The 21,326-nt window shown below is 43.7% G+C and carries 22 protein-coding genes and 1 other annotated feature; of the genes, 19 read left to right on the top strand and 3 right to left on the bottom strand.

Going from position 1 to position 21,326, the window contains the following annotated elements; genetic code table 11:
* Positions 1–20: 20 nt before the first annotated feature.
* Both serA and H70737_RS20705 read right to left on the bottom strand, forming a co-directional pair.
* A complete protein-coding gene (gene serA, locus H70737_RS20710) occupies positions 21–1,613 on the bottom strand; it encodes a phosphoglycerate dehydrogenase (protein ID WP_042190237.1) in 1,593 nt (530 codons plus the stop codon).
* A gap of 246 nt (positions 1,614–1,859) precedes the next feature.
* Positions 1,860–2,090 (bottom strand) — a binding site (T-box leader).
* A 110-nt stretch (positions 2,091–2,200) separates the two neighbouring features.
* Positions 2,201–3,112 (bottom strand): hypothetical protein, encoded by a 912-nt coding sequence (locus H70737_RS20705; RefSeq protein ID WP_042190235.1) that lies wholly within the window; start codon positions 3,110–3,112, stop codon positions 2,201–2,203.
* Between the two features lie 115 nt (positions 3,113–3,227).
* Between H70737_RS20705 and H70737_RS20700 the strand changes: the two genes are divergently transcribed.
* From H70737_RS20700 to H70737_RS20690, 3 genes are read left to right on the top strand one after another with little or no spacing between them, the layout of a single operon-like run.
* The gene (locus H70737_RS20700) at positions 3,228–3,821 is read left to right on the top strand and encodes a CPBP family intramembrane glutamic endopeptidase (RefSeq protein ID WP_042190233.1); all 594 of its coding nucleotides are present in this window, start codon (positions 3,228–3,230) and stop codon (positions 3,819–3,821) included.
* Positions 3,818–4,186, top strand: a complete 369-nt coding sequence (locus H70737_RS20695) for a hypothetical protein (protein ID WP_042190231.1) — start codon at positions 3,818–3,820, stop codon at positions 4,184–4,186. The genes H70737_RS20700 and H70737_RS20695 overlap by 4 nt, the downstream gene beginning before the upstream one ends.
* Positions 4,180–5,025 (top strand): metallophosphoesterase, encoded by an 846-nt coding sequence (locus H70737_RS20690; RefSeq protein WP_052404376.1) that lies wholly within the window; start codon positions 4,180–4,182, stop codon positions 5,023–5,025. The genes H70737_RS20695 and H70737_RS20690 overlap by 7 nt, the downstream gene beginning before the upstream one ends.
* 97 nt (positions 5,026–5,122) lie before the next feature.
* Here H70737_RS20690 and H70737_RS20685 read toward each other — a convergent pair whose 3' ends face one another.
* Positions 5,123–6,031, bottom strand: coding sequence for a polysaccharide deacetylase family protein (locus H70737_RS20685; protein ID WP_442950243.1), 909 nt, complete (start codon positions 6,029–6,031; stop codon positions 5,123–5,125).
* 85 nt (positions 6,032–6,116) lie between these two features.
* Between H70737_RS20685 and H70737_RS20680 the strand changes: the two genes are divergently transcribed.
* The 16 genes from H70737_RS20680 to H70737_RS20600 all read left to right on the top strand — a co-directional run bounded on the left by H70737_RS20680 (position 6,117) and on the right by H70737_RS20600 (position 21,094).
* Positions 6,117–6,512 (top strand): hypothetical protein, encoded by a 396-nt coding sequence (locus tag H70737_RS20680; protein ID WP_042190229.1) that lies wholly within the window; start codon positions 6,117–6,119, stop codon positions 6,510–6,512.
* A 263-nt stretch (positions 6,513–6,775) separates the two neighbouring features.
* A complete protein-coding gene (locus H70737_RS20675; protein ID WP_042190227.1) occupies positions 6,776–7,390 on the top strand; it encodes a genetic competence negative regulator in 615 nt (204 codons plus the stop codon).
* Between the two features lie 148 nt (positions 7,391–7,538).
* Positions 7,539–8,234: a glutamic-type intramembrane protease PrsW gene (prsW, locus tag H70737_RS20670; RefSeq protein ID WP_042129603.1), complete on the top strand. Its 696-nt coding sequence runs from the start codon at positions 7,539–7,541 to the stop codon at positions 8,232–8,234.
* A 360-nt stretch (positions 8,235–8,594) separates the two neighbouring features.
* Positions 8,595–9,953 (top strand): germination protein YpeB, encoded by a 1,359-nt coding sequence (gene ypeB / locus H70737_RS20660; RefSeq protein ID WP_042190223.1) that lies wholly within the window; start codon positions 8,595–8,597, stop codon positions 9,951–9,953.
* Positions 9,954–10,082: 129 nt separating this feature from the next.
* Positions 10,083–10,736, top strand: coding sequence for a flagellar brake protein (locus tag H70737_RS20655; RefSeq protein ID WP_042190221.1), 654 nt, complete (start codon positions 10,083–10,085; stop codon positions 10,734–10,736).
* Between the two features lie 207 nt (positions 10,737–10,943).
* On the top strand, positions 10,944–11,654 hold the full coding sequence (gene cmk / locus H70737_RS20650) for a (d)CMP kinase (protein ID WP_231573321.1): 711 nt from the start codon (positions 10,944–10,946) through the stop codon (positions 11,652–11,654).
* Positions 11,651–12,238, top strand: coding sequence for a lysophospholipid acyltransferase family protein (locus H70737_RS20645; protein ID WP_042190219.1), 588 nt, complete (start codon positions 11,651–11,653; stop codon positions 12,236–12,238). Before cmk ends, H70737_RS20645 begins: the two co-directional genes overlap by 4 nt.
* Positions 12,239–12,413: 175 nt before the next feature.
* On the top strand, positions 12,414–13,733 hold the full coding sequence (gene rpsA / locus H70737_RS20640) for a 30S ribosomal protein S1 (protein ID WP_197071234.1): 1,320 nt from the start codon (positions 12,414–12,416) through the stop codon (positions 13,731–13,733).
* Positions 13,734–13,903: 170 nt separating this feature from the next.
* Positions 13,904–15,229: a ribosome biogenesis GTPase Der gene (der, locus tag H70737_RS20635; RefSeq protein WP_042190218.1), complete on the top strand. Its 1,326-nt coding sequence runs from the start codon at positions 13,904–13,906 to the stop codon at positions 15,227–15,229.
* Between the two features lie 12 nt (positions 15,230–15,241).
* Positions 15,242–15,859 carry a glycerol-3-phosphate 1-O-acyltransferase PlsY gene (plsY, locus tag H70737_RS20630; RefSeq protein ID WP_042129592.1) on the top strand — a complete coding sequence of 206 codons (618 nt, stop codon included), beginning with the start codon at positions 15,242–15,244 and terminating at the stop codon, positions 15,857–15,859.
* Positions 15,852–16,892 carry an NAD(P)H-dependent glycerol-3-phosphate dehydrogenase gene (locus H70737_RS20625; protein WP_042190215.1) on the top strand — a complete coding sequence of 347 codons (1,041 nt, stop codon included), beginning with the start codon at positions 15,852–15,854 and terminating at the stop codon, positions 16,890–16,892. The genes plsY and H70737_RS20625 overlap by 8 nt, the downstream gene beginning before the upstream one ends.
* Positions 16,893–16,958: 66 nt before the next feature.
* Positions 16,959–17,234, top strand: a complete 276-nt coding sequence (locus H70737_RS20620) for a stage VI sporulation protein F (protein WP_042190213.1) — start codon at positions 16,959–16,961, stop codon at positions 17,232–17,234.
* A 195-nt stretch (positions 17,235–17,429) separates the two neighbouring features.
* Entirely contained in the window at positions 17,430–17,609 is a 180-nt protein-coding gene (locus H70737_RS20615; protein ID WP_042129589.1) for a DUF2768 family protein, read from the top strand.
* 34 nt (positions 17,610–17,643) lie between these two features.
* Positions 17,644–18,012 (top strand): 2Fe-2S iron-sulfur cluster-binding protein, encoded by a 369-nt coding sequence (locus tag H70737_RS20610; RefSeq protein WP_042190210.1) that lies wholly within the window; start codon positions 17,644–17,646, stop codon positions 18,010–18,012.
* Between the two features lie 30 nt (positions 18,013–18,042).
* On the top strand, positions 18,043–18,789 hold the full coding sequence (locus tag H70737_RS20605) for a YphF family lipoprotein (RefSeq protein ID WP_042190208.1): 747 nt from the start codon (positions 18,043–18,045) through the stop codon (positions 18,787–18,789).
* A 256-nt stretch (positions 18,790–19,045) separates the two neighbouring features.
* Positions 19,046–21,094 (top strand): serine hydrolase domain-containing protein, encoded by a 2,049-nt coding sequence (locus H70737_RS20600; RefSeq protein WP_042190206.1) that lies wholly within the window; start codon positions 19,046–19,048, stop codon positions 21,092–21,094.
* Positions 21,095–21,326: the final 232 nt, after the last annotated feature.

Genomic DNA, 21,326 nt, shown 5'->3' with positions numbered 1-21,326 from the left:
TGGCCTTTCTATATTATAGATTAAAGAAGGATGATTTCTTCAGCGGTGTTAATTTCTGGTAATCCAGCGAGTTTCACAAGGACATGCTTAGGAACGGCTTTGTCAACGGTCAGCAGCATGATTGCAGCGCCCCCAACAATTTTACGTCCCACTTGCATGGAAGCGATGTTTACATCGTTCTCACCAAGCAATGTACCCACGAGTCCGATAATCCCTACTTTGTCGTTATGGGATACAAAGATTTGATGACCTTCAGGAGCAATATCAACTGGGAACTTATTCACTTGAACAATCCGTTCTCCATAACCTTGCAGCAGGGTGCCGGCAACAAGATACTCTTGGTCACGATCAGCTTTTAGAGTAACAGTAATCAGATTGGTAAAGCCTTTAGTTTTAGAAGCTTTAGTTATTACTACGTTCACGTCACGTGTTTTCGCTAAATGCATGGAGTTTACGATATTAACGTCCTCTGCAAAGTGGCGGGAGAGCACTCCTTTTACAATGTAGCGGGTTAGTGGTTGGGTATCTACATCCGAAAGATCACCAGCGTATTCAACATGGATTTCACGGATAGCAGCAGCTGCAATTTGGGTAACAAAGCTGCCCAGTTTTTCCCCAAGCGTGAAGTAAGGTTGAAGCTTATTCATTACACTTGGAGCCACTGGAGGAATGTTGACCGCGTTAATGAACGGTTCATTGCGCAGAATATGCAACACTTGCTCCGAAACATCGATCGCCACATTTTCTTGAGCTTCAATCGTAGAAGCGCCAAGGTGAGGAGTCACGATGATTTTTGGATGAGACAGGAAAGGATGATCTGCTTGCGGCGGCTCTTTCTCAAATACGTCGAACGCAGCGCCAGCAACAATACCGCTATCTATAGCTTCTACCAATGCCATTTCATCAATTACACCACCACGTGCACAGTTGATGATGCGCATTCCCTTTTTCATCACTTCGAATTGTGGGCGAGAAATCATATGGCGTGTTTCCGGAGTAAGTGGAGTGTGCACAGTAATGAAGTCTGCTCCGCGAACAACATCGTCTACGGAAGCCAATTTAACTTCCATCTTTTCAGCACGTTCAGCTGTTAGGAAAGGATCGAAAGCAAGAATTTCCATACCGAAAGCTTTAGCACGTTTAGCCACTTCGCTACCGATTCTGCCCATTCCGAGTACACCTAAAGTTTTGCCACGAAGCTCTACACCTACGAATGTTTTTCTATCCCAGGTTCCACCGATTGTTTTTGCATAAGCTTGTGGAATATGACGGGCCAGAGCCATCATCATTGCGAAAGCATGCTCACAAGTCGTAATTGTATTTCCATCAGGAGCATTGATTACAACAATACCACGCTTTGTTGCAGCATCCAGTTTGATATTATCTACACCAACACCTGCACGACCAATTACTTTTAGATTTTTTCCTGCTTCGATGATTTTGTCTGTTACAGTAGTTTGACTGCGGACAAGGAGACCATCGTATTCACCGATAATTGCAATGAGTTCGTCTTCGCTGAGTCCTGTTTTTTTGTCAACAACTACATCTTCTGCGTCCATCAATTGCTGAATGCCCAAATCACTGATTGGATCCGATACTAATACTTTAAACATGGTTTCTTATCCCCCTTAAAGTTGAAAAGCTTTATATGTCGAGGACGCCTTTTTGGGCAATCCACAATACCTGAAGATTCACGAACTAGTAGAGAAAAAACATGCGATAATAGTAGATCAACGCGGTGTCGCATAAAAGAAGCTGCGTGCAGAAGTACCGCGGAATCGGTAACTTTGGGCAAAAGGATAGTATAGATTAGGTATTTAGAAATTAAAAAAACTCCCGACCCCCATACTACTGCCGTAGTAAGGGACGAGAGTTATCTTCGTGGTACCACCCTAATTCACTGCAACTTGGAAGAAGCAGCCTCATTGGCCTGCAAAGGCCACACTGGTAACGGAGTTGATCCGATTGCACCTACTTTAAGGTTCGATACAATATCTCAGGAGCGCTAAAGACATCTGTTTGTCACCGGTTTGCACCAACCACCGGCTCTCTGAAGACTTCCAGAATCTTTGTTCCATCATCGTTTTTGATTGATTAATTTTTTCATAATGTAACACGGTAATGTAGATGTGTCAATAGGCTTTGAAAGTAGGCTTTCTTGAAGTGAACTTCATTTTTCGTTATGATTCAATGACTGGTTCTATTCATAAAAAAACGGGAGCTGTGGAATCGTCTCCTTGCTATAGTACTGCTCTCGCCACTTCATAAAATCCTCTACCTGTATAGCACCTGTGGAAATAAGCAGGGTTACTGAGGACTGAACATCCGTAAGATTCAATGAACTGGCTGTACCAGAATGTATCAAATCGTCTATTTTTGCAGTAATGTCCTGAGGATCGTAGGCTGCAAAAATTCCGCGATTTAACATCATATCAGCGATGGATGCGTTCTTTTGAAGAAGAGGCATTTTTTTCCACTGGATAAAGGACATGGTCTTTAGCTCACCAGCAACAGAAGGGATTTTCTGGTTTGTCTTAGAGCCCCACTTTAGCATAGAATCATAAAAGTTCTTTTGTGCGAGCAATCCGAATTTAACCGCACCGGCAGTATAAGGATCATTTTTCAGCAATTTTGCCGTCTCTGCACCAGATGCACTTGCACTTATTTCACCAGAAGCTTTTGAGAATAAAGTTAAGCTTTTGAGTATGTTTAGCTGTGATTGATGTAATAAGGGAGAGTCGGAAAAGATAGAGTCCTGGTTAACTCTTTCATATTGTTTATCTGCTAGAAGGCTAAGATTCTTCATAGCTGCTGCATTTACACGGGCATCTGTACTGCGTGCCAACTTGTCCACTTGTGTGTTCCAATTCTGCTTGAATTCCCGATAAGGCAAAAATACGTTATGATAGAAAGTAACAAGATCCTTCTGTTGGTAAGAGCCCGTGAATTCTTCTAATCCATATCCATTACTGCTCTTTTGTTGCTCATATTTAGCTTCCGTTTTGTCTGCGCCAACCTTGACGCCTGTGAAAAATGCGGCGAAGGCGCAAATAAGGAAAAACAAAAAAAATAGAGTGTACAACATTTGTGTACGGGAGTTACGTTGGCTCATAATAAGTGCTCCTTTTTCTGGGGGAATTATCCTATGTATTATGTATTGATAGCAACATTATGGACGGTTTCTCTTTCGGAGCTGCCCCAAAAAATTAAAGAACAGGCAGGTCACGATGAAAAAATTCAAATTTGGCGAGATTAAGATAAAAAAAGTAGAGCCAGGTCAGTTAACAGACCGTCTTCTGCTCCTCAATCTCTACATTACTCAGGGGCTTACATTAATTATCGGTTTGATATGGATATTATTTCAGAAAAGAAATCCTTTTCAGCTATTAATTTTTCCAGAAAACGTACATTTTGTGGCATGGGGTCTTGGACTTGCTGCTGTAATGCTGGTAGTTGATTATTTATTGACTCATATTGTACCTGAAGAAAGCATGGATGACGGGGGAATAAACGACCTTTTATTTCGAAATCGGCCCGTATGGCACATTGTTGTAATTGCAGCTATGGTATCGATCTGTGAAGAGCTTCTGTTCAGAGGAGCCATTCAGTATTCCATTGGTCCTTATTGGACGAGTATTTTGTTTGCTCTTATTCATGTTCGCTATTTGCGCCACTTTGTACCTACCGGATGGGTATTCTTAAGCAGCTATGGTCTTGGATATATATACATTCAATCAGGAAGCCTATGGGCACCTATACTATGTCATTTCTTCATCGACCTTTTCTCTGGTTTGGTGATCCGCTACAGGAGGGAATCATGAGTGAGGAATTGAGCCGGTTGAAGTCTCGTCAGAAAAAGCGCAGTGGCGAAGGCAAAACTTCTGGCAAAAGTAAAAAAACGAATCCGCGATCGGAGGGGGCTCCTAGAAAGAGCAATCATTCCCGGACAACAACGGCAACTTTATCAAGGAAAGCGCGCCGTCCGGCAGCTTCTGCGAAGGGATCTAACGCTGGAAACAAAGAGCAGGAAGAATCTGTTCCATCACGTTCGGATACGTATTCATCAGAACGTGTTCGGCTTAGTAAAATGTTTGTTAACTCTCTGATTTTCATCTTTGTAATATTGCTGGTAGCGCTCCTCTGGTGGGGAATCGAAGGGGCGCCGCCTTTGAGTACTTTATGGTGATTTTTTGGATTTGGGGATTGGTTGTGGTTGTGCTTTTGATTGCACTAATCATTGCTGTGATTATGGTGAGTAACGCCTTTAGAAACAGAATTATTACCGAGGAAATAATTTTGAAGTCGCTCCCAGATGAGTTTGATGGGTTTCGTCTCTTATTTATAACTGACATCCATCGCCGCCGCCTTCCAACAGCACTGCTGACTCCGTTAAAGGGAACGGTGGGTGCTGTTTTATTAGGTGGTGATCTAACAGAAAAAAACAGTCCTCTGGATCGACTGACTGATAATATGACTTTAGTGACTTCTATTGCGCCTACCTATGTAGTACATGGAAATCATGATTATCGAGCTGATATTTCACTAGTTGATCAGATTATCCGGGGCAGTGGTGCTAAGCTGTTAATGGATGAGAATGTGCGTATTGAACGTGAGGGAGCTTCTCTTTGGTTAACGGGAGTGGATTTTCCGAAAAAGGGTGGTAACACTTCTTATCGTCCATTACCTGGATTAACGTCACGTGCTTCTTCACTAAATAACACTTGTCGTATCATTCTTGTTCACGATCCGCTCTGGTTGTCCAAACGTCAAAGTGTGCCAGCGGATCTGATATTAGCAGGCCACACGCATGGAGGGCAGGTCATTCTTCCTTTTTTGGGTCAAAGGCATGTGGAAAATTTCTATCATAAATATGATGCAGGAATGTTTCAATGGCCCAGAAGAGATGGGACAGGAAGGGATGCGAAGCTGCTGATTAGCAGAGGGTTTGGAACCTCTCACTTGCCGATCCGCTGGGGAAGTCCTGCTGAGATGCACGTGCTAACACTCCGAAAAGAGAAACATTAGAAAGCTGTCTTTGTACCGCTTGAACGGGTGGACAAAAAAACAGGTAATCTCCTTTCCATCAAGGGGATTACCTGTTTTAATTTATCCTAATTAGGAATTAGCGCATCTTAAGCTCAATACTGCGAGGATCTACAAAGCTATAGCCCTTGCCTTCAAGAGTAGTAAGCAGTTTATCCAACGCTTCAACTGTCCATGGTAGCTCATGCATCAGAATATTACTGCCGGAATGCAATTGATCCGTCACATTTTTGATTAACTTATCTGTTTTTCCGGTTTCTTTCTCTTTCATTTCCCAGTCCAGTGATCCATTGGACCAGGTCATATACAACATCCCATTCTCAGCGGAAATCTTCTTCCCTACATCTCCGCCAGCACCATGTGGGGGACGGAAAAACTGAGGGGCTTCACCAATAATCTCCTTGACCGCATTTTGAACGTCTTCGATTTGCTTCTTGACCTCAGTGTAAGACTTGTCCTTCAACACAATATGATCCCAGCTATGGTTGCCGATAATTCCTCCGCGGTTATGAATTAACTCTAGAAGCTCGGGATGCGCTTTAACGCGGTATCCATTTACGAAGAAGATCGCTTTGGCCTGATGTTTGTCCAGAACATCCATTAACGGATTAATCATTTCCGCATCTTTGGGACCGTCATCAAAAGTGAGCAACACGACTTTTTTATTTGTAGTTTCCTCATTTGGGACGATGTCGTAATTTTTGTTCATATGGTACAGCAGTGGAATTTCAGCGGAGTCTTCATCCTTACTGGCTGTATTATTACTACCTGTAGTTCCTCCATCTGCTGACGCTTCAGGGGTAAGGCTGGCTGTAACTTCAGGGGAAGGCGCTGTAGTTTCTGCGCTCTGTGTAGCTACCGCCGTAGGCGTATTGTTTGTGGTGTTTGTATCCTCGGCTGTCTTTCCATTCGCACCGCTGTTGCCACAGGCTGTCAGCAGTAAGGTAGCCAGAAGGAGCACTGATGTCATTTTACCCACTTTTTTCAACTCGCTTTCTTCTTATTAGGTTGCATGAGCGGCAATCTTTCCGCGAACACTAAACATGATTTTACCATACAAGGAGGCTGGAAATATGAATACTTCGTCATTTTTATGTGGGGTGCTGATGGGCGTCGCAGCCAGTATGATTATGTCCAAAAAGCGGAATTCTCTAATGTCTTCGCTGGGGCAATCGGGCGGTTCCATGAGTGGAGCAGCAGATAAAGCAAAAGAAAAAATAATTGGTATGGCTACGACAGGGTTTGGAAACACTGCTGCTTCAAGCAGCAATGCAAGCAGTAATACAAGCAGCAATGCTCAAAGTAATGGTTCGAACAGCGGAACCTCTGAGCATAAAACGGAATCACCGGCAAAATCAAAAGAATCCAATCTCAAATTACTAAAGGATTTCATTCGCAACAATCCTGAAGTAAAGAGCGAAGTGGAGCAAATTCTTAAAGAAACGCATACTGCCATACCGGGATTGTAACCGTAAAGGACTCCTTCAGAATCATTTTGAGGATGAAATATTCCGCAGAATGATTCTTTTTTATATTCAAGGGCTTGAAAATGGTTTATGAATTAGAATAAGCTCTTCAGTAGTGGCAATGCTTTAAGAGGATTTTATATATTTATTTTCGTGCATTTATCTCTGCAAAATGATAACATACATACATAGTAACCATTTTTGGCTCATTACTCGGGACTCATCATACATTATAATAAATGAGCTTGCAAAAGGAGGATCCTGTCATGAGAATAGAGCGATTAAGTCAAGATAAGATACGGATTTTCCTCACTTTTGACGACCTGAGCGAGCGGGGCATCCAGAAGGAAGACATGTGGCAGGAAGTTCCCAAGGTACATGACCTGTTTACGGAGATGATGGACCAAGCATATAGTGAACTAGGTTTTGATGCTACCGGTCCGCTTGCCGTAGAAGTTTTCGCATTGCCCGCCCAAGGCATGGTCGTTATAGTGACCCGAGGAAAATATGATCACCATCAGTACGGTGCGTCCGGGGAAGAAGAATTGCCAGAAGAGATTTACGAAATGGAAGTTACTCTTGAACAAAGCGACTCCATTGTATATGCATTCCGCGATTTCGAGGTTCTTGTTGAAGCGGCCCATGTGCTCATTGGTAATATTACTTCCCAGGGGAAACTGTATTCTTATAACAATAAATGGTATCTGTACTTCGATCCTAAGGAATTTGAAGAAACAGCGTTGTCAGGTCTTGTTGGCGTACTAGCTGAGTTTGGAGATTCCTCACCGGTTACTGAAGCTGTCCTCGATGAATACGGGAAGACAGTAATGCCGGAGAATGCAGTCCAGTTATTGTGCACTCATTTTAAGCGTCAGGATTAAATAGCATGATAGGGCTGATAAGCATCGTTTTAGCTAATTAGCCCTATTCTTGTTCTTGATGGTATGGCGGTCATTCTTGAATTAAAGCTGTTATCTGCCTTGCTGTAATCAGCAGAATAAGGCGCTAGGGATATAGGGAGGTTATTCGGTGCTCGTGTTATCGGTTATTTCGTCGGCAGTAGCGCCGGGACTTGCTCTGCTGACCTTTTTTTATTTGAAAGATAAGTATGATCAAGAACCGCTTCATATCGTTATTAAGGTGTTCCTGCTAGGCCTTCTGATTGTATTCCCTGTTATGATCATTCAGAGAGGACTAATGCTGGGGCTGAATGGCGGTCCTTATGTGGAGTCTTTTCTCATATCCGCTGGCGTGGAAGAATGTCTAAAATGGTTTGTGCTTTACCATATGATTTACAATCACACCGAATTTGACGAGCCATATGATGGGATACTATACGCCGTAGCGATTTCGCTCGGCTTCGCAACAATAGAAAATATAATGTACGCTTGGTATAGCAATGCATCAATCGGTTCCATGTTCCTGAGAGCTCTGCTTCCGGTTTCTGGACACGCTATGTTTGGTGTAATCATGGGCTATCATTTAGGGAGAGCCAAGTTCTCAAAAGGAGCTAAAACAAAGGGGATTCTGTTAATCTCTATCTTGCTGCCATGGTTGTGGCATGGGATTTATGACTTTATTTTGAGTACGACAGCTAACTACTGGATATGGTTTATTGTTCCTCTGATGGCTATTCTATGGTACGGAGGGATGGGGAAAGTGGATAGGGCAAATAGCCGGTCCCCTTTCCGCTTTCTGAAACGAGAAGAAGAGGTTAACCTATAATCGAGATGGACACACTTATATTCAAAGGATTGTTCCTTAGCGGGAGATTCCAGAGAGGAGAGAGGTGTCTTTTTTTGCGTATAAAAGTCCGTATACTTTGCAAACAATGCGGTGAGACCTACATATTAAGAGGGATAAAAGAGCAGGGTGTGATTCAAACCGGCTTTAAGCAATGCCTTTGCAGTAATAGCAGTGGCTTTGAAATTGAAGAGAGAGCATAAGCGCTATGCTATGCAAATTTGGAGTGAAATCCCTCTATTCAAACACTTTAGTCATATTGTGTTACAGAAGGGTGCATAAGACTCCTAGTTTATTGTCAAACTAACGCCAATAAGCTATCGAAAGGAGTCTTGTAGCCCTATGTACAAAAGATTAAGTGCTGTAATGTTCCCGCTGACTGCGCTGCTGTTAATTGGTGCGCTCGTGTGGGGTTATCAGGAGAATCAGGAGAAGAATGCGATCCTAATTAAGGCGGAGAACCAATATCAGCGTGCCTTTCATGATTTGTCTTACCATGTGGAGCGTCTTCATGGAGAGCTGGGAAACACACTAGCTGTTAACTCCGCTTCTAACGGGATGCACCGCAAAGGACTTGTTAATGTGTGGCGGATGACCAGTGAGGCACAAAATGAAATTAATCAGTTGCCACTCACATTACTGCCATTTAGCAAAACGGAGGAGTTTCTGTCCAAAATCTCAAACTTTTCTTATAAAGCTGGGATTCGTGATTTCGCTAAGAAGCCTTTGACAGATGGTGAATTGAGCAATTTAAAAGCATTGTATAAGAGCTCTGGAGAAATCTCAAAAGATTTGCAAGATGTTCAGAATAAAGTGATTGGTAGCCGTTTGCGCTGGATGGATGTTGAAACGGCATTGGCTACAGAGAATAAGGCACAAGATAATTCGATTATTGACGGCTTTAAGTCGGTAGACAAACGTGTCGAAGGTTACCCTGACCTGGATTGGGGTCCTTCAGTTGCAAGCATTTACGATAAACGCTCTGTAAAAATGCTCGGAGGTACCCCTGTTTCAGTTGAAGATATCAAACGTAAAGCCATTAAGTTTGCTAATGCAGGCTCGAATGCTAAGGTAGACGTTAAAGAAAACGGCAAAAATACGAAGTGGCCTTCTTATACGGCTACAGTCAGTGGTTCGAATAATAAGCAGATTATCAGTATGGATTTCACCAAAAATGGTGGTTTACTGATCTCTTATTACGATAACCGTGAGATAGGACCTGCTAAAGTGACCCTAGAAGAAGCAGTTTCCAAGGCAGAGCAGTTTCTTAAGAAAAAAGGATATCCTCATATGACTGCGGTTAATGCTGACCGTTATGATAATATCGGGAATTTAACCTTTGTAACGAGCCAAAATGATGTTTTGATTTATCCTGAGAAAATGACGATCCGTATTGGACTTGATACTGGGACAGCGGTTGGATTTGAGGCTAGCGAATATGTCAATGAGCATAAGGACAATCGTAAAATTCCAAAGCCAAAGCTGACTCTGGCGGAAGCGAAGAAATTTCTGAATTCGGATTTCAATGAGAATTACCATCGCATGGCTTGGATTAAAAATGATGACTCCGTAGAAGTCTTGACTTACGAATTTGGCGGAGAGGTAAATGGTACTCAGTATCGTATTTATCTTAATGCGGACGACGGCATCGAAGAGTCCGTGGAAGAAATCAGGCCTTCTTCAGGGGCAGAACAAAAGTGAAAAAATAGGGCGCATCCATTATTTGGATGCGCCCTATTTTATTTTTAAAATTCAAATAATATTTATCTCATTGGGTGATATTCCCATGCTATAATCATTGTTAACTATACTGATTTGGCGGTGACATCTTTGTATCCTAAAATTAATGAATATCTATACATACAGGTTGCTTCCAGTGACGCTGCTGAAGCAGAAGTTGAATATAGATCGAGAATTGCAGAGACAGAGGACGACGCATTCCTGATTGAAATTCCTATGCAGGAGAGTGACGGTCGTCTGAAACGACTTTTTATGGGGGACGAGCTTTCGGTTTATTTTATTACTGAGGGTGGCATTAAAAATTACTTTAATACTCATGTTCTCGGGTTTAAAGAAGATGTAATTCGTATGGTCCGGATACAAAAACCAGAGGCGGATTCGATTTTCAAAATTCAGAGACGAAGCTTTTTTCGGGTGAATGCAGATCTTGAATTAGCTGTGAAGGATAGCTTTGGTAAAAGATTCCTTGTACGTACAGATGATATCGGCGGCGGAGGAACGTCTTTCTTGGTGGATCACCAAGTGAAGCTCGAGGTGGGAGCGAAATTATCCTGCTGGGTTCTAGTGCCTTATCGAAATGGTAGTATAGAGCATGTGGACTTTGAAGGTGAAGTGGTTCGGATTAAAAAGCTTGAAAACGGGCGCCAATTGGCCATGCTGAAATTTGTGGCTATTACGGATAATGAGCGTCAGAAAATAATACGTTACTGCTTTGAACGACAGTTTGATTTCCGCAACCGATAGGCATTTTTCTTAGCTCTATTAAGTGTTCTGATTTTGCACTGAAGTATAAACTGTGGTATAATTTTATAAGTCGCAGGCAATGCCTGCTTTTTTCTTGATAATATCATCAAGCATATCCATTTGTATGTGCTCCTTGATATTGCAGGAACGAACTTGACATCGCTAGATGCTTTTCTTATGAAAGAGTGTTTGAGGAGGAATGCCCCGTTGGATAGGCAGGGTACACATACTTACGACAGAATTAACGTCGCCATCGACGGACCTGCCGGGGCAGGCAAGAGTACTGTAGCCCGATTGGTAGCCCAGAAGTTGTCTTATATTTATGTCGATACAGGCGCAATGTACCGGGCAATCACCTGGTATATGATCCGAGAAGGCATAGAACCGGAAGATCAGAATCAAGTGAACCAGAAAGTTCACGATATGGTTATTGAGCTTATTCCGGAAAAAGACATCCAGAAGGTGCTGATTAATGGGGAAGACGTAACGCCGCATATTCGGAGTCTTCAGGTTAGCGGCCTTGTGTCGCAGTATTCGAAGATCGAAGGTGTAAGGTCCAGACTGAGTCATTTGCAGCGTCAGATGGCGCTTCGCAAAGGCGTTGTAATGGATGGCCGCGATATCGGTACGACCGTGCTGCCCGATGCCGAAGTAAAGATTTTTATGACGGCAAGTGTGGAAGAAAGAGCTCTCCGTCGTTATAAGGAATTGAGAGACGCGGAATCGGTGACGCTTCAGCAGCTTGAACATGATATTGCACAGCGGGATCGTCTGGATGAAGGACGGGAGATTTCACCGCTGCGACGTGCGGAAGATGCGATTCTTCTCGACACGACCTTTATGGATATCGATCAAGTCGTGGAGGCCATTGTATCCCATTGTAGATCTCATGTTGACGGGGAGAGAAATCATTTATGATTTATGTATTTTGCCGAGGATTGCTTCGCTTGATTTACGCAATTGTTTTCCCGCTTAAGATTGTGGGGGAAGAGAATGTGCCAAAGGAGGGCGGGGTGCTGCTCTGTGCCAACCATATTAGTTTGCTGGATCCGATGACTATCGGGATTAAGTTAGACCGTCAAGTAAAGTATATGGCTAAGGCAGAACTTTTTGAGGTTCCTGTGCTTGGCTGGCTCATTAACAAATTGGGTGCTTTTCCGGTCAAACGTGGTGGTGTAAGCAAAGAATCCATTAAAACGGCCCTTAACACACTTCGCGGTGGTAATGTCATGGGTATCTTCCCGGAGGGTACGCGTAACTCTGACGCCGGAGTTGCCAAGAAAGGTGCTGCAAGCTTTGCACTTCGAAGCGGTGCTGCAGTTGTTCCAGCCGCTATTGTCGGTGAGTACAAACCCTTTCGACGGATGGTTGTGGTCTATGGGGCTCCTATAGATCTCAGTCAATTTGCCGGTGCAGGAAGTGAATCTCTCGAGGCTGTTACCGATGTCATTATGGAACGCATCAATGAGATGAAGAAGTCGGGTATACCAACTGTTGGTTAAGGGATAAACGGAATCACAAATTTCGTCCTGTGCTATGATTAAATAACGGCATAGTCGCTATTTTTTGGAACATACTATCTTCAAGTGTAATTTGTAATACCAAGCAATGCTTGTTTTGAACTCTGCTATACGCAGGTTTAAATAAATGGGGTTTTGAATCGAGGAGGCTAATCACATGTCTGAAGAAATTAAAAATCAGGAAGCTACGGAGAGCAATGAAACCGTAGAAGCGGTGGAATCCGCTGTGACAGAAAATAACGGAGCTGTAGAAGTTGCTGCCGTTAACGAAGAAGAAGTGACTAACCAAGCTGACTTGGAAATCATTTCTCTGAAAAAAGGCGATACCGTGAAAGGAACAATCGTCAAAATTGAAGATAACCAAGCTTATGTAAGCATTGGATATAAATACGACGGTGTGATTCCGATTCGCGAATTGTCCGCAGTACAACTGGACAACGCTGCTGCAGCAGTAGAAGTTGGACAGGAAGTAGAATGTAAAGTTGTTAGCATCAACGACAACAAGGAAAGCCTTGTTCTTTCCAAACGTGCTGTTGATAGCGAAAAATCATGGGAAGATCTTGAGAAGTACTTTGCTTCCCAAGAAGCTTTCGAAGTTACTGTGGCTGACGTTGTTAAAGGCGGTCTAGTAGCTGATGTTGGAGCACGTGGATTTATCCCAGCTTCCATGGTTGAGCGTCACTTCGTTGAAGATTTCAGCGATTACAAAGGCCGTACCCTTCGCGTTAAAGTGAAAGAACTTGACCGTGAGAACAGCAAAGTAATCCTGTCCGCTAAAGAAGTTCTTGAAGAAGAGTTCGAAGCTAATAAGCTTAAAATTATGGCTGAACTGTCTGAAGGTCAAATCATTGAAGGTACTGTACAACGTCTGACCCAATTCGGCGCATTTGTTGATGTTGGCGGAGTTGACGGTCTTGTACACGTATCCGAAATCGCTTGGAATCACGTAGAGAAGCCTTCTGATGTAGTTTCTGAAGGTGATAAAGTACGTGTTAAAGTACTTAAGGTTGATCCTGAAAAAGGAAAAATCAGCCTGAGCATTAAAGCTGCTGCTCCAGGTCCTTGGGACTCTGCTGCTGGCGAAATCAACATCGGTGATGTTGTAACAGGCGTTGTAAAACGTCTTGTGAACTTCGGAGCATTCGTTGAATTGCTTCCAGGTGTGGAAGGTCTTGTGCACATTTCACAAATCTCCCACAAACACATTGCTACTCCACACGAAGTATTGAAAGAAGGACAAGAAGTACAAGTGAAAGTACTGGACTTCAATCCATCCGAGAAACGTGTTAGCCTGAGCATCAAAGAAACTGAAGAAGCTCCAGCACCTACTGCTAGACCTGAACGCAGCAACAGCAGAGACAGAGCTCCTAAAGAAGTTTTGAATAACCCTAACGTTTCTCTAAGCAACGAAGGCCTTAGCTTTACGCTTGCTGAACGTTTTGGTGACAAGTTGGACAAATTCAAAGGTAATAACTAATCCTGCTTTTTGAATATACGGGTAAAGTAATCGGCGAGCCCTCGATACGGGGGTTCGCCGATTCTCTTTTTTCAGTGACAGAAAGAATTTATTAAAGCTAACATGAGTGTTAGCCAATTTTAATGTTTTTTGCTATGATGAGTATCGTAAGGATGACAGGAGGAATGAATATGGCAAGACCCGTTGTGGCAATCGTTGGGAGGCCTAACGTCGGGAAATCGACGATTTTTAATCGGCTGATTGGCGATAGATTGGCCATTGTAGAAGATAAACCGGGGATTACACGTGACCGGATTTATGGTATTTCAGATTGGAACGGCAAGTCGTTCAGTGTGATTGATACCGGAGGTATTGAAATTGATGGAGATGACACGATTCTGAAATCAATCCGCGTTCAAGCGGAGCTGGCGATTGAAGAAGCGGATGTTATTGTATTTATGTGTGAGGCAAAGAGTGGTGTGACGAATTCAGATGAAGAGGTAGCTCAGATTCTGTTCCGTTCAGGTAAACCGATCGTTCTTGCCATCAATAAAGTGGATAATATGAAGCGTGCAGATGATATTTATGAGTTCTATAGCCTAGGTTTTGGAGATCCAATCGGAATTTCCGGTAGTCATGGTACAGGACTCGGTGACTTATTGGACGCTGTCGTAGAACGTCTGCCAGAGAAAATAGATGATGAATATGATGACGATGTCATTCGTGTAGCTTTGATTGGCCGTCCGAATGTAGGTAAATCCTCTTTGGTTAACGCAATTCTGGGTGAAGAACGCGTTATCGTTAGTGATATTGCGGGTACTACTCGCGATGCTATTGATACGCCTTTTGAACGTGATGGACAACGTTATGTGCTTATCGATACTGCAGGTATGCGCAAAAAAGGCAAGGTCTATGAGAACATTGAGAAATACAGTGTTATGCGTGCTATGCGTGCGATTGAACGGGCTGATGTGGTTCTCGTTGTAATTAACGGTGAAGAGGGCATCATCGACCAGGACAAGCATATCGCTGGTTATGCACATGAAGCTGGTAAAGCATCTATTTTTGTTGTGAACAAATGGGATGCCATTGAGAAAGACGACAAGACTATGCAGAACTTCGAGTCTAAGATTCGTGACCACTTCTTGTTTATGAGTTACGCACCGGTTGTCTTCTTGTCGGCTTTAACTAAACAGCGCCTGCAAAAATTGCTGCCAGTGGTGCAGCATGTATCTCAACAGCATGCACTACGCATTACTACGCATCTGGTGAACGATGTTGTATCGGATGCCATTGCGATTAACCCTCCTCCAACTGACAAAGGCCGTCGCTTACGTATTAACTACGTAACGCAGGTTGCGGTGAAGCCACCGACGATCGTGGTGTTCGTAAATGACCCATCGCTGATGCACTTCTCCTATGAACGTTACTTGGAGAATAAAATCCGCGCGGCGTTTAATTTCGAGGGAACGCCAATCCGTCTCTTTACACGGCGCAAATCCGAAAACGAAGGTTAGGGGAGAAGAAGTGTGGCGCTTGAACTTCTGGTTATCGTTGTAAGCTATTTGCTTGGTTCTGTCAGCTTTAGTGTGCTGTTCGCCAAGCTACTAAAGGGAATTGATATCCGTCAATATGGGAGCGGCAATGCGGGGGCTACCAATACACTGCGTGTACTGGGAAAAGGTCCTGCGATATCTGTGCTAGTGCTGGATGTACTGAAGGGTGTTGCCGCAGTTTGGTTAGGAACTTGGGTAGGCGGCTGGGGAACCTGGGTTGCTGCTCTTTGCGGAATCGCTGCCATTGTCGGACATAACTGGCCGCTTTACTTCCGTTTCCGTGGCGGAAAGGGCATCGCTACTACGATCGGTGTTATGGCCACACTGTGTTTATGGCCTGCACTGCTCGCTGGTGTTATCGCCATAGGATCTATCTTTATCACTCGTTACGTGTCACTTGGCTCGTTGATTTTTGTCGCGCTGACACCGGTTTTTCTATTATTGACAGGATTTACACAGCCTGTGCTCTGGACCAGTATTATCATTGCGGTTTTTGCCTTCTGGCGGCACCGGACGAACATTGTTAAGATTGTAGAGGGCCGTGAGAACAAGATAGGCTCAAAAGTAAAAGGAGGGAATCGTGTTGTCTGATAAAGTAACCGTACTAGTAGCGGGGAGCTGGGGAACTGCGCTGGCAAGTGTGCTGGCTGCGAATCACTCGGAAGTTTATCTGTGGACACGTAACTCTGATCAAGCTGCCGAGATCAATGGTTCTCATATCAATAATAAGTATTTACCGGGGATTTCTCTGCCCGCAAACATCATTGCAACCACCGATCTGGAGACCGCAGTTTCCGGTTCTAAAGCGGTTGTTATTGTAGCCCCATCTTCAGGTATGCGACAGGTTGCTCGCAGTCTGAAGCCGTTCTGGAAGGATGAAATGCTATGCGTTCATGCTACGAAGGGCTTTGAGACTGAAAGCAAGAAACGGATGTCCATAGTTATTGCTGAAGAACTCGGCTGTGACGAAGGTCAGATTGTCGTTCTCTCCGGACCGAGTCATGCAGAGGAAGTAGTGCGCCTGTGTCCTACTACAGTTGTTGTGGCTTCACCTGATGATAAGCGTACTGCTGAAGCACAGGAATTGTTCATAAACAATGATTTTCGTGTATATACGAACCGTGATCAGGTAGGAGTAGAGCTTGCCGGCGCACTAAAGAATATTATTGCACTCGGTGCAGGTTTATCCGATGGTCTAGGATTTGGGGATAATGCTAAGGCGGCGCTTCTGACACGTGGACTGGCCGAGATTTCTCGGGTGGGCGTCGAGCTTGGAGCGAATCCTTTGACCTTTGCAGGGCTTGCAGGTGTTGGCGATCTAGTAGTGACTGCTACGAGCCAGCACAGCCGTAACTGGCGTGCTGGCTTTATGCTCGGGCAAGGGAAACCACTGGATGAGGTACTGGAGTCGATGGGAATGGTTGTCGAAGGTATTCGTACCACGGAGGCAGCTTATGCCATTTCCATCAAGCTAGGGGTCCAAATGCCCATTACAGATCAAATTTATCATGTCCTATTTAAAGGTAGAAGTCCACGTAGTGCTGTTGAGGCTCTGATGGGCCGTGATCGTAAACCTGAGCTTGAGGCAATATCTCAGGAAACTTGGGAGCAGTGGCATTCCTGATCCTGTTCACCTTTTTCCGCAAATTCTCATATGTTGTATTGGGGATTGACGGAGGAGGGATGAAAAGTGAGCAGAGATTTTTCCAAGGATGCATTGAACGCCATTAACAAAAAGGCGGGCAAGAACATTACGGAAAGTGCCGTCAAAAAGCTAGCCAGTACGGTCAAACCAGGAACTACGCAGAATGAAGCCCAGCTCCGCCAGTTAATTAAGCAGGTGTCATCGATGGCGAAAGTGCCGGTCAGTGAAGCTACTGTGCAGGAAATTATTAATGCCGTCAAAAAAGGCGGCGCAGGTTCCGGCACAATGGAGTCTTTAATGAAAATGATGCTTAAAAAATAGCTTTAGGTTGGGTGAGCAAAAGATCCAGAATCCATGAGATTCTGTTATCTTTTGCTCTTTTTTTATTTATTGTAAAACTCTCTCAGCTAAAATATCTTAATAATAATATATAAAAAATGATGTTTTTTTACAGAATAGGATAAGGTCATGATATAATAATCCCTAATATATTACAGGCGAATGGGGGCTTTGACCTTGGATCCGATGACAAAAATGTGGTTGTCCCTGATTGCAATGCTGATTATGGGACTGTCTGTATTTCTAATAACTTTTGCTCGGAGCAAAACAAAGGGACTGCTTAAAGCACTGCTATCTATCCTTGCGTTTGTCATCATGTTAGTTGGCCTATTGGGCGGAGTTGTTTCGATTATGTAAGCAGTTACATAATGTTGAGGAAGGAAGTAACATCATGAAATCGCAAAATGGCGTCACCGTTATGTTTCAACCTGAAGGTCGTAAAGCTGTGGTGAATCGTGGTATCTCGGTACTGGAGGCAGCTCGTAAAGCCGGAGTGACGATTACCACTCGCTGTGGAGGCAAAGCAGGCTGTTTGATGTGCAAGGTTAAAATTGCGACTGAAGAGGCCACAGCGCTGAGACCGCCAGGGGATATTGAACGACGTAAGCTTGGAACTACGTTAGAAGAAGGAGTGCGTCTGGCTTGTCAGGCTGCCGTATGGAGCGATGTGACCGTTCAGGTGCCAGAAGATCCACTTAAGGCTGCTGTACGCCGTAAGCTTGAAGCTGCGCGGCGTGGGGAAGAAGATGAGCTGTGGTAGTGTTAGATTGTCACCGTGGGAGGGACTCGGTTGGAGTTTATACGAAGAAAGAAGAAGCTAAAGGCAGGAGCAAGACTTTTTCTGGTAGTGATGTCAATCGCTCTTACTCTTTCCGGATGTCTGTATCCTGGAGAAGAAAAGCGTGCTAGCGTTAATTATCGGGAAAGTGTTAAACGGATACAAGCAGCCGTTGATGATTTTCAACAAGAGGAAGGTGTGCTTCCGATCCTTAATGCGGATGAAGCTACTCCAAGATATGAGAAGTTCCGGATAGACCTAGGCAAGCTGAACAATAAGGGATATTTGGATGATATTCCGGCTACGGCTTTTGAACAGGGCGGAAGCGCTTATTTTCTTATTTTGAATGAGGAAAGTGATCCAGTAGTTAAGGTGATGGACCTTGTTACCGTTCAAAAGGTGAATGATGTGCAGCGTCAGATTAATCGTTATAAATCAGCTCATGACGGCTCTTTGCCCGTACTTGATGAGCTATATCCTGGACTTTACACCATTGATCATAAGAAGGCAGGAACAAGCTCCATATCATTAACTAGCGTCTATTCCGGGCAGGTTCTTGATTTCATCATGGATAAGGCTGGAATGGTCTATGTAGATTATGTCTTTGATATTATAGCTGCCATCGAAAAGAATGGTGGGGAACATGACGAGAAAAAAGATTTGCGACTAGATCTGGAGGAAGCTTCCTATTACGTGCCCGTGAAGTCTTTGCCGTATCTATGGATTAACAATCAGCCTGTCCCGCAGTCTCCTAGTTGAAGTGAAAGTTAAAGCTTAAGAGCGTCTAAGCTTCGGTTATATCCGAAGGATTAGGCGTTTTTGTGTTGTTCAGATATTGCCTTAACAGAAGCTTAATTGTCTTACATAAATCGTAGATGGAATTAAGGTTCTGTTTAATGGCGCGTAAGACTGGATTGCTAGAATGAAGGTAAGAAAGGAGATTCAGTTCAGGCTAGAGATGAATCGTGAATAATTCATAATTGTTCAAAATTAGAAACAAAAGGATGTTGATGACATGAAAAAAAATATCATATGGACGCTTGCAGCGGCCTTAGCCCTGACCCCACTTATTCCTACAAGCGCGATGGCTTCCAGCGTAGCTACGGTTTCTTCTAAGACACTAGAGAAGCTCGCTGCTGAGAAAGCAGCGCTTCTAACTGAACAATATGGGATAACCAGCGTACAGTATGCTTTGATCGACAATGGAGTGATCAAAGTATCGGGACAAACAGGAATAAACGACAAAGCAGGAAAAATCCCTTTAACGAAGGAAACAATCTATGGTATTGGCTCTACGAGCAAAATGTTTACGGCGTCAGCGGTCATGAAATTAGTTGATGAAGGCAAGATTAATCTCGATACTCCTGTCGTACAATATATTACGGATTTTAAAATGGAAGATGAACGTTATAAAAAGATTACCCCACGCATGTTGTTGAATCACTCATCCGGTTTGCAGGGTTCGAGTTTAAACAGTGCATTTTTATTCAATGATCCAGATACGTACGTACACGATTCACTGCTGGAGAACTTGTCTACACAGAAATTAAAGGCAGAACCGGGAGCTTTTTCAGTGTATTGCAATGATGGATTCACGCTCGCAGAAATTCTTGTAGAAAGAGTCAGTAACATGACATTTACTACATTCATTCATGACAATTTTGCTGTACCTTTGGGTATGAACCATACCATGACGCCACAAGACATGGTAGATTCAAGCAAATTTGCCGGCCTTTACTCTCCTGCATATGAGGGGCAGCTTCCAACGGAGACGACCAATGCGATTGGTACAGGCGGAGTCTACTCTACTGCGGAGGATTTGGTCCGATTCTCGCAAATCTTTACTGGGAAGCGAGCAGATGTACTCTCAACCAAATCAGTACAGGCCATGGAGCAAGAAGAGTATAGAAAGGGATTTTGGCCCAAAGACGGGGATAATTCTGCTGACTACGGACTTGGTTGGGATAGTGTGCGATTATTCCCTTTTAACGATTATGGTATAAAAGCTCTTGTTAAAGGAGGAGATACACAGATGTATCAATCCTCCCTCGTCGTGCTTCCTGTACAGAATATGGCTGCAGCAGTCATTACCTCGGGCGGGAGCTCCTCAATTAATCAACTGCTGGCAAGTGAACTGCTCCTTCAGGCGATGAAAGAGAAGGGCGCAATTACAGAAATCAAGCCAGATAAATCATTTGGCAAGCCAGTTAAGGCTGACATGCCAAAAGATCTTGTGAAATACGCAGGTTATTACAGTACTCTAGGCGATCAGTGGAAGGTAGCTATCAAAGACGGGGAACTCTTGTTATCAGGAATGACTGCTCCGGAACAAAAATTTATTTACACCACGGATGGAACTTTTGTTGATGAGGAAGGCAGCACAAAGGTTAATTTTGTAAAGGAAAGCAACGGACGGACTTATTTGTGGATGAGCCAGTATATTTCGGTTCCTGAATTAGGCCAGCTTGCGTATTCTGAATATAAGGCGGAGAAATTGGAAGTTGCAGCACTGAATAAACAAACCGCAGATGCATGGGCAAAAAGAGAAGGTAAGTTATACTATCCAGTCAGCGAGAAATTCAGTTCCATCACCTATATGAACATGATTAGGCCAACAATACAGACAAGTGAGGGTTATTTCAAAGGTATGAAGATAACAGGTCCAAATACGGCTGGGAGCCAGCACCAAATTCCTGGCATCGCGGGCCGAGATACATTTGATATTCTTTTCTATGCCAAAGAGGGCATAGAGTACTTTAATGCGGCTGGAACCTTGTATATGAGTGAGGACGGAGTGAAGCCGCTCTATAAAGGCAAATCGTCGATAGCTACGATACAAGCTGATGGTTATGCTAGATGGTTCAGTGTTCCCGAAACAGCGGCTGGAAAGAAAATGGTAGTTAAGATGCCAGCAAAAGGTGCTTTTATGGTATACGATGAAACGGGAGCCCTAGTGAATAACACGGTCATTAGTAGTAACAATGAGGTTGTACTACCTATTAAGGGCAATATTGTATTTGCCGGGAATGCCGGAGCTTCATTTGGTATTACGCTACTGAAATAGAGAGTATATACGCATATATTGGATTGGGCCAGCTATTATAGCTGGCTATTTTGTTAGTTCTATCAATGAACCCTACCTCATATGATGGATGAGAAAGCTTCCGGGCGTCAGACGCCTTGCGGCGCGCACAACTAATTTTTAGAAATTACATTGCAAAATGCGCGATTATGGGTCATAAATTCGTTCCGGATACATATGATGATACTAGTCCAAATGCATGTCCGAGCATTCG

The organism is Paenibacillus sp. FSL H7-0737 (genome assembly GCF_000758545.1).
In the GTDB taxonomy this organism is placed as follows: domain Bacteria; phylum Bacillota; class Bacilli; order Paenibacillales; family Paenibacillaceae; genus Paenibacillus_AQ.
The sequence above is the reverse complement of the archived record's forward strand: the minus strand, read 5'-3'. Positions and strand labels throughout refer to the sequence as shown.